This is a genomic window from Streptomyces sp. NBC_00597 (genome assembly GCF_041431095.1).
GTDB lineage: Bacteria > Actinomycetota > Actinomycetes > Streptomycetales > Streptomycetaceae > Streptomyces.
In genome coordinates, this window is record NZ_CP107757.1 from 4,245,593 (window position 1) to 4,259,055 (window position 13,463).

General features: G+C 71.5%; 8 protein-coding genes and 1 pseudogene. 6 read left to right on the plus strand and 3 right to left on the minus strand.

What is annotated here, in order from left to right:
* Positions 1–98: 98 nt before the first annotated feature.
* Positions 99–3,035, minus strand: a complete 2,937-nt coding sequence (locus OG974_RS18950; protein ID WP_371643831.1) for a D-alanyl-D-alanine carboxypeptidase family protein — start codon at positions 3,033–3,035, stop codon at positions 99–101.
* Positions 3,036–3,220: 185 nt separating this feature from the next.
* Between OG974_RS18950 and OG974_RS18955 the strand changes: the two genes are divergently transcribed.
* The 3 genes from OG974_RS18955 to OG974_RS18965 all read left to right on the plus strand — a co-directional run bounded on the left by OG974_RS18955 (position 3,221) and on the right by OG974_RS18965 (position 5,545).
* Positions 3,221–3,961: a GPP34 family phosphoprotein gene (locus OG974_RS18955; protein ID WP_327283881.1), complete on the plus strand. Its 741-nt coding sequence runs from the start codon at positions 3,221–3,223 to the stop codon at positions 3,959–3,961.
* A gap of 265 nt (positions 3,962–4,226) precedes the next feature.
* Positions 4,227–5,111: a helix-turn-helix transcriptional regulator gene (locus OG974_RS18960; protein WP_327283882.1), complete on the plus strand. Its 885-nt coding sequence runs from the start codon at positions 4,227–4,229 to the stop codon at positions 5,109–5,111.
* Between the two features lie 221 nt (positions 5,112–5,332).
* Positions 5,333–5,545, plus strand: coding sequence for a DUF397 domain-containing protein (locus tag OG974_RS18965; protein WP_133897754.1), 213 nt, complete (start codon positions 5,333–5,335; stop codon positions 5,543–5,545).
* 225 nt (positions 5,546–5,770) lie between these two features.
* Here the strand turns inward: OG974_RS18965 and OG974_RS18970 are convergent, their stop codons facing one another.
* Positions 5,771–6,625 carry a hypothetical protein gene (locus tag OG974_RS18970; protein WP_327283883.1) on the minus strand — a complete coding sequence of 285 codons (855 nt, stop codon included), beginning with the start codon at positions 6,623–6,625 and terminating at the stop codon, positions 5,771–5,773.
* A gap of 218 nt (positions 6,626–6,843) precedes the next feature.
* Here OG974_RS18970 and OG974_RS18975 point away from each other — a divergent pair.
* The 3 genes and pseudogenes from OG974_RS18975 to OG974_RS18985 all read left to right on the plus strand — a co-directional run.
* Positions 6,844–8,037: pseudogene (locus tag OG974_RS18975) on the plus strand (PLP-dependent aminotransferase family protein); the annotation flags it as partial.
* A 105-nt stretch (positions 8,038–8,142) separates the two neighbouring features.
* On the plus strand, positions 8,143–8,925 hold the full coding sequence (locus OG974_RS18980) for an SDR family oxidoreductase (protein WP_327283885.1): 783 nt from the start codon (positions 8,143–8,145) through the stop codon (positions 8,923–8,925).
* A 49-nt stretch (positions 8,926–8,974) separates the two neighbouring features.
* On the plus strand, positions 8,975–11,554 hold the full coding sequence (locus OG974_RS18985) for a bifunctional FO biosynthesis protein CofGH (protein WP_371643834.1): 2,580 nt from the start codon (positions 8,975–8,977) through the stop codon (positions 11,552–11,554).
* Between the two features lie 66 nt (positions 11,555–11,620).
* Here OG974_RS18985 and OG974_RS18990 read toward each other — a convergent pair whose 3' ends face one another.
* Complete coding sequence (locus OG974_RS18990; RefSeq protein WP_371643836.1) at positions 11,621–12,751, minus strand: tyrosine-protein phosphatase; 1,131 nt, start codon at positions 12,749–12,751, stop codon at positions 11,621–11,623.
* Positions 12,752–13,463 lie beyond the last annotated feature (712 nt).

Consider the following 13,463-nt stretch of genomic DNA (forward strand, 5'->3'; position numbering starts at 1 on the left):
CTCTGGTTGCCCCGCATACCCTGCACGCCCCGGGCTCCCGGCTCCCTAGACGCGTGGCGGCGCCCCGGGGTTGCCCGGGGCGCCGCCACGCGCACTCGTCAGCCGATACGGGTCAGCTTGCTTCCGATACCCGGCGCGACGAGGTCGTTCTTCAGCGCCACCGGCACCTTCACCTGGCTGGCCCCCTCGCCGACGGTCAGCATGCCGATCTCGGTGCCCGCCTTGGCGGTCTGCGGGATCTTGGCGTCCCCGTCGGCCAGCTTGATGTTGACGGTGAGCGACGGCCAGCCGACCGCCTCCACGTCAGCGGTCGCGATGACCGGGGTGTGCCCGCCGAGGCCGTCGTCCACGTACCCGACGACGTCGCCCTTCTTCACGACGGGTGCGTTCACCAGCATCTTCTGCGTGGCCAGCATGACCTGCTTGCTCGCCGCGATCGCCGTGTCGAGGATCGGGACGCCGTACTGGCCGAGCACCGCGCCGACGATCAGCTGCCTGGTCTTGCCGACCTGCTTCTCGGCGGCGAAGAGCAGGTTGCCTCCGGCCTTGGTGGTGGAGCCGGTCTTGATGCCGAGCGCACCGTTGCCCGGGATGAGGGTGTTGTAGTTGCGCCACTTCTTCTTGGACGGGTCGATCCATTCCGGCAGCTTGGTGATCGCGACCAGCTCCGGCATCTCCACGACCTTGAGACCGAGCTTGACCTGGTCCTCGGCGGTGCTGACCGTCGTCGCGTCCAGGCCCGAGGGGTCCGTGTACGTGGTGTTGGCCATGCCGAGTTCCTTGGCGGCGTCGTTCATCTTCTTGACGAACGCGTCCTGGTCGCCGCCGGCGTCCCAGCGCGCGAGCAGCCGCGCGACGTTGTTGGCCGAGGGGATCATGATCGCGGCGAGGGCGTCGTACTCCGAGATCTTGCCGCCCGCCTTGAGCGTGTCGACCGTGGACTCGCCCTCGGAGCTCTTCGCGCCGTCCTCGACCGCCGTCTTGTCGACGTCGATCATCGGACCCTCCTCCCCCTTCTTGAGGGGGTGGTTCTTCAGGATCACGTACGCCGTCATCGTCTTCGCGACGCTGCCGATGGCGATCGGCTTCTGCTCGCCGAAGCTGCCGACCGTGCCGAGGCCCGCGGCGGCCATGTAGCCCTGGCCCTCCTTCGGCCAGGGCAGGACCGGGTTGCCGCCGTCGAAGGTGTACGAGGACTTCGCGGTCATCGTGAGCTTCGGCTCGGGCAGCGGGCGCACGAGCTGGATCACGGCCAGGATGATCGCGAGGAGGACGACGAGCGGGGCGTAGATCTTGAACCGGCGGATGGCCGTGCGCAGGGGGCTCGGCGGCGGGGGCGGGTTGTTGGTGAGGTCCGCGAGCAGGTCGAGCGGCGGCTTGGGCGGCAGCGGCTGCTGAGTGGTCCGCTCGGTCCGCTCGGGTACGGGGGCGGTGGCCGCCGCGGCGGGAGCCGGTGCCGAGGCCGCGGGCTTGGCCGCCGGGCCCTCGTCGTCCTCGCCCTTGCGCAGCGGCACGAACGTGCTGGCCCGCTCCCCGCCGACCGCCTTCGGCGGCACGGGCCGGGAGGCCACGGGCTTGTCCGGCGCCTTTGCCGGCGGCTTCACGGCGCGGAAGACGGCGGTGCGCTCGCTGTCGCCGCCCGCATCCTCGGAAGGCTTGTCTACGGGCTTGGGGGCGGGCTTGTCTGCGGGCTTGCCTGCGGGCTTGGCGGCACCGGAAGCGGAATCCACCTTCGGAGCCCGGAAGACGGCCGTGCGCTCACTGTCGTCGGCAGCCGCACCCCCGCCCGGCTTCGCGGCAGCGCGGGACGTCGAGGCACCCGCTCCGCTAACCGGCTTCACGGCCCGGAACACGGCGGTGCGCTCGCTGTCCCCCGACGACTCCTCGGCCGCCGCGGGCTTGTCCGTACCGGCCCCACCCGCGGAACGGTTCGGGGCCTGCTTGTCGGCCGGCTTCTCGGCCTGCTTGTCGGCCGGCTTCTCGGCCGGCTTCTCGGCCGGCTTCTCGGCCGGCTTCTCGGCCGGCTTCTCGGCCGGCTTCTCGGCCGGCTTCGCCGCGGCGGACGCAGCACCAGAACCGGAACCCGCGGAACCGGAACCCGAGCCCGACTTCACCGCGCGGAACACCGCCGTGCGCTCGCTGCCGCCGGCGGACTCCTCCGCAGCCGCCGACTTCGCCGCGGCATCCGTACCGCCCTTGCCAGGGGCGGAACCGGAAGCCGAGCCCGGCTTCTCGGCGGGCGCCGCAACGGCATCCGTGTCGGAGCGGTCCGCAGCCGGCTTGCCCGCGGCGGACGCAGCACCAGAACCGGAAGCCGAGCCCGGCTTCACCGCGCGGAACACCGCCGTCCGCTCACCGCCACCCGCGGACTCCTCCGCAGCCGCCGACTTCGCCGCGGCATCCGTACCGCCCTTGCCAGGGGCGGAACCGGAAGCCAAGCCCGACTTCTCGGCGGGCGCCGCAACGGCATCCGTGTCGGAGCGGTCCGCAGCCGGCTTGCCCGCGGCGGACGCAGCACCAGAACCGGAAGCCGAGCCCGGCTTCACCGCGCGGAACACCGCCGTCCGCTCACCGCCACCCGCGGAATCCTCCGCAGCCGCCGACTTCGCCGCGGCATCCGTACCGCGCTCGCCGGAGGCTGAAGCGGGGGCCGAGCCCGGCTCGGCCCCCGACGCGGAACGGGAACCGGTCTTGGACGAGTCCGACTTCGGGGCGCGGAAGACCGCGGTGCGCTCGCTGTCGGTCGCGGCCGGGTCAGACTCGGACGCGGAGTCCGAGTCTGACTCAGACGCGGACTCGGAGTCCACCCGTCCGGAGGACTCGGTAGACCCGGCGGAGCCGTCGGCCTCGGTCGTGGCCACCCACGCCGCCACCGCCTCGCGCAGCGGGTCGCGGCCCTTGCCCTCGTCGGAAGCGGTCCCGGACTCGGGTTCCCGCGGCCGGAGCACCGACAGCCTCGGGTCACGCTCCGCGGAGGACTTCGCCGCCCCCGACGCTCCTTCATCAACCGACTTGTCGGGGGACTCGCCCGCCACCAGTTCCTCCTCGATCGCGCCGCGTCCGGCTGTCCGAATGTCTAACAGTGTCCCGTGTCGTGGGCATCGCCCTCGTGCTAGACGAGAACGACATAGCGCTGGTTCCGCCACAAAGCGACCAGGCGCTCTCGACAGATGAATGTGAGAGGCGTCACCCTGTCACTCATCCACGCGGGGAGGCATGGATGGGCAGGAGCCGCAGAACAATTCCGGAGGAGCTTCTACTGCTCGCTTTGGACCCGACCACGGGTACCACGGCGCAGCCGCAGTCGCTCGACCTCGGCCTGGCCGGGGCACAGCTAGTAGAGCTGGCTCTGGCAGGACGGATAGCCCCTGACGGGGATCGTATCGCCGTGGTGATGCCACGGCCGACAGGAGATCCGACTCTGGACTCCGCACTGGAACTGCTGCGCAGGCGCGGCAGCCCGGTACGGGCCGTCCACTGGATCGGTGGACCCCGGTTGGGGCTCCGCCAGATTTACCTCGCTCATCTGGAGCGTTGCGGCATGGTCCATGCCGTCGCGGGCCAGATGTGCGGAGTGCTGCCGACGACTCGCTACCAGGCGACCGACACGGCGATCAGCCGGGAGATCCGTGCCCGGCTCGACAGTGCGATCCGCACCGGCGTACCGCCGGACCCGCGGACCGCGGCGCTCGCCGCACTGGCCCACGCGGTCGGACTCGGCAAGCACCTGTACCCCGGCAACGAGGGGCGGTCGTCCAGGTCCCGACTGCGGGATCTGATCCGGCACGACCCGATGGGCGGCCTCGTGGCGCACGCTGTCATGGACGTCCAGAACGGTGCGGCTGCGCAGCCGCGCCGTGACCGTGCACCGGCGAACCCGCCGACCGCCCGGGCCGCGGCGAGCGGTGTTCCGCTCCAGCCGCGCCGGACGGGTGCGATGGCCCGCGCGGCCGCGCACTGATCCACCGATCCACCCGATCGACCCGATTCACGGCTCTACGGATTCACCGCTCCACCGAACCGCCATCGCCGCAACCGGCGTCCCCGATGCCCCGGTTCGGGAGCCGCCAGCGCGCGGGATGGCGAGGCCGGTCCGCCGGCCCCGCCGTCCCGCGCGTCTGCATTTCCGTGCCGTTCTCCGGCGCCGCCCCGCCCTTCGGTGGCAGTCTGCTCACCATCAGACACACAGAGGGACAGAACCAGAAGAAGGCGGAGGTGCCGTTCAAGTGGCGTCCAATGTCAATCCCACCGTCCGACGCCGCCGACTGGGCATGGAGTTGCGCAAGCTCCGCGAGGACAAGGGCATGACGGCCGAGCAGGTCGCCGAACGCCTGCTCGTCTCCCAGTCGAAGATCAGCAGGCTGGAGAACGGCCGCCGTTCCATCAGCCAGCGCGACGTCCGCGACCTGTGCGACGTGTACGAGGTCGAGGACCGCCGGCTCGTCGACTCGCTCATGCAGATGGCCAAGGACTCCCGCCAGCAGGGCTGGTGGCACGCCTTCGGCGACATTCCGTACAGCGTCTACATCGGCCTAGAGACCGATGCCGCCAGCCTGCGCACCTACGAACCCCAGATGGTGCCCGGCCTGCTCCAGACCCCGGAGTACGCCCAGGCCCTGATCCGCGGCGCGCTGCCCGAGACCGCCCCGCTCGACGTGGAGAAGCGCGTCCAGGTGCGGATGCACCGGCAGAAACGGCTCTCCGAGACGGACAACAACAATCCGGAGGTCGGGCCGCTGCGGCTGTGGGCGGTCATCGACGAGGCCGCGCTGCGGCGGCACGTGGGCGACCCCCAACTGATGATCAAGCAGCTTGAGTACTTGATAGAGCAGTCCGAGCAGCCGTACATCACCGTGCAGGTGATGCCGTTCTCGATGGGCGCCCACCCGGGCGTGAACGGGCAGTACGCCATCCTGGAATTCCCGGACGCATCCGATTCCACGGTCGTCTACATCGAGGGCGTGACGAGCGACCTGTACCTGGAGAAGGCCAACGACGTCCAGAAGTACAGCGTGATGTACGAGCACCTGCGCGCGCAGGCCCTGAACGTGGAACAGACACGTCAGTTCATCGCCGAGATCATCGGCGAGTATGCGGGCAAGGGGAAGTAAAACCGGAGGCAGCGGACACCATACTGGCGGGCAGGTGGCGAGGGGGCCGGTACGGTACACCGTCGCTCCCCGGCCACAGAAGGCCTGAATGGAATATGCCACCCGGTCGGGTGAATGACCCCTTCACCCCTCGGGAGGTGCCGGTAGCGTCGATCACGTCGGTCAGGGAAACCGAAATGGCCGACACCTCACTGGCACAACTCGCTGAACCGGAGAGAAACATGGCTATTCGTCAGGGCGCCACGGACAACTGGACCAAGTCTTCCTACTCCGGCGGGAACGGCGCCTGCGTCGAGGTCAAGTCCCCCGTCATGGAGGCCATCGCGGTCCGCGACTCGAAGGTGCAGGACGGTCCGTCCCTCACCTTCGCGCCCGGCTCCTGGACCTCGTTCGTCGCGGACGTCACCGAGGGCCGGCTGGGGCGCCTCGCCTGAACGTCACGACGTACGACCCCACCGTCCCCTCTGCGCCGCGCGCAGCAACTGCACCACCTGTACTGCCTGCGTTATCTGCACCACCCGCACCACCTGCGTTACCCGCGTTACCCGCGTTACCTGCACCACTGACTGGAGCCCTCTCGACTGGCCCGCCGTCCCGGCCGAGGGGGCTCGGCCATGTCCGGCTCCGCCCCCGCGTCCGCGTCCGCGTCCGCGTCCCGGCTAACGCAGCTGGTCGACGTACCGGTCCGTGCCCGGCACCGTCGGGATGAACGGAGCCACCAGCTCCACCCGCCCGAGCCCGGCCCCGGCGACCTCGGCGTCCAGCCCCTGGAACCGGTCCCAACAGGTGCGCGGATCGGCCTCCAGGAACCACAGCAGCGTCAGCCGGGTGTCGACCCCTTCGACCTGCTTGACGTACGTCATCCGGTCACCGGGCAGCGGGGTCGGCCGGAAGATCGTCACCATTGCGGCGGGTGAGCCGTGCAGCCGCTTCGGCAGGGCCCGCGAGCGCAGCCACTCCAGCAGCTCCGCCCGCTGCTCGGGGCCGTCGGCGTCGACGACCTGGACGACGAGGCCGGCGTACGGGTGGTCGAGGGCGTGGAAGTCCCGGGGGCCGGCGACCCCGTCGCGGTAGACCGTGGCCTCGTGGTCCTGGAAGGACGTGAACACGTGGGTGCGGTCCTGGTAGACGCGGCCGTCCCGGTTGAGGCGCTTGTTGATGCCGACGGTCCACTTCATGTGCTCGTCGTAGCGGCCCTCGGTGACCCAGTACGTGGAGATGTAGCAGCCCGCGGTGACGGGCTGGGCGACGGCCGACTTCTCCGGGTAGCGCAGTTCCTGGAGTTCGCGGGTGGCGACCCAGCGGCGGCCCGCGTACATCCAGGGCATGGCCATGGCGCCGGCGTAGTAGTGGTCGTCCTCGTACCAGCGGTTGTACGCGTACTCGTGGCCCGGGTGCGGTTCGACCATGGTGATCAGCGCGTGCCCGGGGCGGACTCCGTACGGTCCGACGGCCGCCAGCTCCGCGTAGGCCTCGGGGTGGGTGCCATGGGTGGTTCCGTCTTCTGTCGTCATGGGGAAGGGTCTAGTTGATGGGGCGTCAGATGGGGAGGGGTCCGGGAGCGTTCCACTCCTTGACATATAGGTGCCACATGCATCTTTTCGTGGCTAGGATGCGCGCACCCGTCTCCCCCGGGGCGTGCCGTCAACGTAGCGCCGGCCGCCCGAGGGGGGCAGGCGTGCCAGGCCCCGCCAGCCAGACGGGACGTTGACGACACGACCTAGGAGTCACCATGCCGTCCGAAGCCGCCCTCCTCGCCTCGCCGCCACCCGCGTTCGCCGCCCGCGCCGTCGCCGCAGCCGGCTCGCCCGTCCGCGAGATCCTCGCCCTGACCGCGCGCCCCGGCGTGATCTCCTTCGCCGGCGGTCTGCCCGCCCCGGAGCTCTTCGACGCCGAGGGCCTGCGCGCCGCGTACGACGCCGCGTTCGCGGCATCGGCCCGCCGGGCGCTCCAGTACTCGACCACCGAAGGCGCGCCGGAGCTGCGGGAGGCGGTGGCCGCACGGGCGACGGCCCGGGGGCTGGAGACCGGCGCGGACGACGTACTGATCACCACCGGCTCCCAGCAGGCCCTCGCGCTGATCACCGCGACGCTCGTCGAACCCGGCGACGCCGTCATCGTCGAGAACCCCACCTACCTGGCGGCGCTGCAGTGCTTCGGACAGGCGGGGGCGCGGGTGATACCCGTCCCCTGCGACGAGCAGGGCGTCCTACCCGACGCGCTGGAGGAGATCGTGGCACGGGAGCGGCCCAAACTCCTCTACTCGGTGCCCACCTTCCAGAACCCCACGGGGCGCACCCTGCCGGGCGCACGCCGGGCCGCGGTGGCGCAGGTCGCGGCGCGCCGCGGGCTGTGGCTCCTGGAGGACGACCCGTACGGGGAGCTCCGGTTCGAGGGGGCGGAGGTCCCGTGGCTCGCGGCGCACCCGGGGGCGGAGGACCGCACGGCGCTACTGGGGAGCTTCTCCAAGGTCATGGCGCCGGGGTTGCGGCTGGGCTGGCTGCGCGCGCCCGCCGCGCTGCGGCGCGCGGCGGTGGTGGCCAAGCAGGCGGCGGACCTGCACACGTCGACGGTGGACCAGCTTGCGGCGGCCCACTACCTGCGCGCGGTGGACCTGGACGTGCACATCGCCACGGTCCGCGCGGCCTACCGGGAGCGGCGTGACGCGCTGCTGGCGGGCCTGGGCGCGGCCCTTCCGGCGGGCTCGGCATGGAACCGCCCGGAGGGCGGCATGTTCGTCTGGGCCCGCCTCCCGGAGGGTCACGACGCGACGGCCCTGCTGACCGCGGCGATTTCCCGCGATGTGGCGTTCGTCCCCGGAGCCCCCTTTTACACGGGCACCCCGGACCCCCGCACCCTGCGCCTGTCGTTCACAACGCACACGCCGCAGGAGATCGGGGTGGGCTTGGAGCGGCTGGCCGCGGCGGCGGGCCGGTCCGGATCCGCCGGCGCGGGCCGGGGCTTCCCTCCGCGGACCGGAAGCCCTAGCCTGACGGGCCGTCAGATACATCCCGGGCCGGGAGGCACGCGCATGCTGCTGCAAGGGAAGACCGTCGTCGTCTCCGGCGTCGGGGCCGGGCTGGGCCATCAGGTGGCCGCGGCCGTCGTGCGGGACGGCGGAAACGCCGTGCTCGGGGCGCGCACCGAGGCCAATCTGGCCAAATCCGCCGCCGAGATCGACCCCGAGGGCAGGCACACCGCCTACCTGCCGACCGACATCGCGGACGAGACGCAGTGCGCGGCCCTGGCCGAGCTGGGGCGGGCCCGGTTCGGGGGGATCGACGCCGTCGTGCACGTCGCCGCCTGGGACTCGTACTTCGGCGGGCTCGAAGACGCCGACTTCGGGACGTGGCAGCAGATCATCGACGTCAATCTGCTGGGGACGCTGCGGATGACCCGCGCCTGCCTGCCCGGGCTCAAAGAACGGGGCGGGTCCGTCGTCATCATCGGGACGCAGTCCGCCGTGGCCGCGCCCAACGAGGTGCAGCAGGCCGCGTACGCCGCCTCCAAGGGTGCACTGACCTCCGCGATGTACTCGATGGCCCGTGAGCTCGGCCCGCACCGCATCCGGGTCAACACCGTGCTTCCCGGCTGGATGTGGGGGCCGCCCGTGCAGGCCTTCGTCACCTTCACCGCGCACGGCGAGGGCGTCCCCGAAGCCGAGGTGCACGCCCGGCTCACACAGCGCATGGCGCTGCCCGACCTCGCCACCGACGGGGACGTCGCGGACGCCGCCGTGTTCCTCGCCTCCGACCGGGCGCGGGCGATAACCGGCCAGTCCCTGCTGGTCAACGCCGGTGAGCTGATGCGATGAGCCCCCGGAGCGACCTCGCGACGGGGACGTCGGATCGTATGCTCACCGCATGACGACTCCGACCGAAAACGCGATGCGTCGCGCGCTCAGGCGAGCCCGCGACGGCGTTGCGCTCGACGCGACCGAGGCGGCCGTACTCCTCCAGGCGCGCGGCGAGGACCTCGAAGACCTCACCGCCTCCGCCGCCCGGGTCCGCGACGCCGGGCTCGCGGCCGCCGGACGACCCGGCGTCATCACGTACTCGAAGAGCGTCTTCATCCCCCTCACCCGCCTGTGCCGCGACAAGTGCCACTACTGCACCTTCGCCACCGTCCCCGGCAAACTCCGCCGGGCCGGCCACGGAATGTACATGTCCCCGGACGAGGTCCTCGACATCGCCCGCCGCGGCGCTGCGCTGGGCTGCAAGGAAGCGCTCATCACCCTGGGCGACAAGCCCGAGGAACGCTGGCCCGAGGCACGGGAGTGGCTTGAGGCGCAGGGGTACGGCGACACCATCTCCTACGTGCGGGCCATCTCCATCCTGATCCTGGAGGAGACGGGGCTGCTGCCCCACCTGAATCCGGGTGTGATGTCGTGGGCCGACTTCCAGCGGCTCAAGCCGGTCGCGCCCTCGATGGGGATGATGCTGGAGACCACGGCCACGCGGTTGTGGTCCGAGCCCGGCGGCCCGCACTTCGGTTCCCCCGACAAGGAGCCGGCGGTCCGGTTGCGGGTGCTGGAGGATGCCGGACGGTCCTCCGTGCCGTTCACCTCCGGGCTGCTCATCGGCATCGGCGAAACCTACGAGGAGCGCGCCGAGTCACTGTTCGCGCTGCGCCGGGTCTCGCGCTCGTACCACGGCGTCCAAGAGCTGATCATCCAGAACTTCCGCGCCAAGCCGGACACGGCGATGCGCGGCATGCCCGACGCCGAGCTGGACGACCTCGTCGCCACGGTCGCTGTGGCCCGGCACATCATGGGCCCCTCCGGCTGCCTCCAGGCGCCGCCCAACCTGGTCGACGGGGAATACGCGCGGCTGATCCGCGCCGGAATCGACGACTGGGGCGGCGTCTCCCCGCTGACCCCCGACCACGTGAACCCCGAACGCCCGTGGCCGCAGATCGACGTGCTGGCCGAGCAGTCCGCGGCGGCCGGCTTCGAGCTTCGCGAACGGCTGTGCGTGTACCCGGAGTTCGTGCAGCGCGGCGAGCCGTGGCTGGACCCCCGGCTGCTGCCGCACGTACGGGCCCTGGCCGATCCCGAGACGGGTCTCGCGAACCCGGACGCCGAGGTCATCGGCCGTCCCTGGCAGGAGCCCGACGAGGGGTTCGGCTCGTACGGGCGCACCGATCTGCACGCCAGCATCGACACCGAGGGCCGTTCCGCGGACCGGCGCGAGGACTTCGACCACGTCTACGGGGACTGGGAGGCGCTGCGCGAGGCGGCGGCGCCCGGCATGGTCCCGGAGCGCATCGACACCGACGTGCGGGCGGCGCTCGCGCAGGCCGCCGACGATCCGACCGGCCTGAGTGACGCGCAGGCGCTGGCGCTGCTGCACGCGGACGGCCCGGCGCTGGACGCGCTGTGCCGGATCGCGGACGACCTGCGCAAGTCGGTGGTGGGCGACGACGTCACGTACATCGTCACGCGGAACATCAACTTCACCAACGTCTGCTACACCGGCTGCCGGTTCTGCGCCTTCGCGCAGCGCCGTACGGACGCCGACGCGTACACGCTGTCTCTGGACCAGGTCGCCGACCGGGCGGCCCAGGCCTGGGACGTGGGCGCGGTCGAGGTGTGCATGCAGGGCGGCATCCACCCCGACCTGCCGGGAACGGCGTACTTCGACATCGCGCGCGCGGTGAAGCAGCGGGTCCCCGGCATGCACGTGCACGCGTTCTCCCCGATGGAGGTCGTCAACGGGGCCACCCGGACCGGCATGTCCGTACGCGACTGGCTGACGGCGGCCAAGGAGGCCGGTCTGGACTCCATCCCGGGCACGGCGGCGGAGATCCTGGACGACGAGGTCCGCTGGGTGCTGACCAAGGGGAAGCTGCCGACCGCGGACTGGATCGACGTCATCACCACGGCGCACGAGCTGGGCATCCGGTCCTCGTCGACCATGATGTACGGGCACGTGGACCAGCCGCGGCACTGGCTCGGGCACTTCCGCACGCTGGCCCGGATCCAGCAGACCGCGCTGTCCAACGGCGTCGACGGCTTCACGGAGTTCGTCACGCTGCCGTTCATCCACACCAACGCGCCCGTGTACCTGGCGGGCATCGCCCGACCCGGCCCGACGGTCCGCGACAACCGCGCGGTGACGGCGATGGCGCGGCTGCTGCTGCACCCGTACATCACCAACATCCAGACGAGCTGGGTGAAGCTGGGCACGGACGGCGCGGCCGAGATGCTGCGGTCCGGGGCCAACGACCTCGGCGGCACGCTCATGGAGGAGACCATCTCCCGGATGGCCGGATCGAGTTACGGCTCGTACAAGTCCGTACGGGACCTGGTCGCCGTCGCGGAGGCCGCCGGGCGGCCCGCGAAGGCCCGTACGACGCTGTACGGGGAGGTGCCCCAGGAGCGGCAGCGGGCGGCCCGCGCCTCGGACGGGCACCTGCCGGAACTGCTGCCCGTACTGGACTGAGAGCGCACGCGAGGGGCCCGGCCGGGGAACGATCCCGGCCGGGCCCCTCGTGGTGGCGGCCGGGGATCAGCCGACGAGGAGGTCCTTCTTGAGCTGCTTCAGCTCGCGGGCGTCGATGCCGAGCCCGTCCTTGAGGTAGCGGTCGAAGGTGCCGTACTTCGCCTTGACCTCGTCGTAGCCGGAGTTCAGGTACTCGGGGCGCACGTCGAGCATCGGCTTGTAGACGGCGGCCTGCGGGGCCGGCAGGTGCGACAGGATCGCGTCGTTGGCGCCCTTTCGGTAGTCGTTGCTGGCCAGGTAGTCGGCCATGACGGTGTCGCTCGGCACGCCGAGGGCGGTCAGCAGGGTGGCGTTCGCCCAGCCGGTGCGGTCCTTGCCGGCGGTGCAGTGGAAGAGGACCGCACGGTCGCGGTCGCGCTCAAGGCCCTCGAAGACCTGCCCGTACGCCTTCTTCCCGCCGTCGCCGCTGACCATCGCCTTCTCGGCGTCGACCATGGCCTTGACGGCCTCGTCGGGCGACTTCGGCATGACCTGGAAGGAACCGGATCCCGCGAAGACGTCGGCGACGGTGTACTTGGCGCCGGCCGGGACCTTGTCGGGGTCGGTGGTGCGCTCGCTCTCCGTGCGGAGGTCGAAGACGGTCTTCACGCGCAGCCGCTGGAGCTTGGCCAGGTCAGCCGCGGTCAGCTTGCTGGGGGCGTCGGAGCGGTAGACCTCGCCCATCTTGACCCACTGGCCGGTGGTGGTGCGGTAGCCGCCCGCGTCACGAAAGTTGGCCGTCCCCTCCAGCTTGATCAGCCGGTCGGCGAGGTGCAGGGCAACGCCGCGGTCGGGCGTGAAGTCGAACCACTGCCGGTCGGCGGCGGGCAGTCCGGACACGGTGGCGGTGCCCTCGGCGGCGCCCTTGGCGACGACCTTGCCGTTCGCCTTGATCTCGACCCGCTTGGCGCCCGGGGCCTTCCACTTCAGGGTGAACGCCCCGTCGGCGCCGGCGGTGACGTTGGCCTCCGTGAAGGGTACGGCGGTGCGGCTGTGGTGGTGTCCGGTCCAGGGGAGGTCCCACCCGGTGGAGGCCGGGGCGGCGGTGGCGGCGGGAGCTGCGACCAGGGAAGCGGTGAGCGCGGAGGCGACGACGGTCGCGGCGAGGAGTGCCTTCTTCATGACGTCGAGGCTGTTGGCCGTCGAAGAACTCTGCATGAACGAGACATGGCCGAAACAGACCGGCTCCAAGGCACGTGGCAAAACGTGCCACTAGTCGATCAAGGGGCACTGCCTGCACGGATGTCGCCCCTTTCGGACCGGAGGTGAACGAGATACCTATGTATCCCCGCACGGATTCCAGCCGTTCCTCGCCTGTGGACGAGCTGCGGGACCGCCTCCTTCCGGATTCGATCGGACGTGTCCATTACAGTGCGCGCCAGAGCATGCGGGGCGGGTCAGGGGGATCGCGATGGACGACAAGACGACCGAAAGTCCGAGCCCCGGGCCGTGGGCCGGGATAGCTACAGGTGTCCCGGCCGGGACCGGACCCGGGACCCTGGCCGGAACCGGCACCGACACGGGAGCCGGGCCCGGTCTCGGGGCCGGACCCGCGGCCGGAACCGGGGCTGGGGTCGGGGCTGGGCTCGGGGTCGGGGCTGGAGCCGGTCTCGGGGCCGGGACCGGGACCGCGGCCGGAATCGGCGCCGGGGTAGGCGTCGATGCCGGAGGGGGGACGGGAACCGCCGCCGGCGCCGGGGTCGGCCCGGGTGTCGGAGCGGGCGACACCATCGGAAACGGCGCCGGAGTGCCCGGGGCCGGTACCAGAACCGCGGCCGCGAACGGCGCCGGAGACGGGACCGGCGCCGAGGTCGGGGACCGGACCGAGACCGGGGCCCGCGTCGAGGTCGGGGACCGGACCGGGGCCGGG

Bases quoted from the DNA above. Each gene is read 5' to 3' on its own strand.
- OG974_RS18955 (WP_327283881.1), top strand. From the start codon at position 3,221: ATGGGCAGGAGCCGCAGAACAATTCCGGAGGAGCTTCTACTGCTCGCT.
- OG974_RS18965 (WP_133897754.1), top strand. From the start codon at position 5,333: ATGGCTATTCGTCAGGGCGCCACGGACAACTGGACCAAGTCTTCCTAC.
- OG974_RS18970 (WP_327283883.1), bottom strand. From the start codon at position 6,625: ATGACGACAGAAGACGGAACCACCCATGGCACCCACCCCGAGGCCTAC.
- OG974_RS18980 (WP_327283885.1), top strand. From the start codon at position 8,143: ATGCTGCTGCAAGGGAAGACCGTCGTCGTCTCCGGCGTCGGGGCCGGG.
- OG974_RS18985 (WP_371643834.1), top strand. From the start codon at position 8,975: ATGACGACTCCGACCGAAAACGCGATGCGTCGCGCGCTCAGGCGAGCC.
- OG974_RS18990 (WP_371643836.1), bottom strand. From the start codon at position 12,751: ATGCAGAGTTCTTCGACGGCCAACAGCCTCGACGTCATGAAGAAGGCA.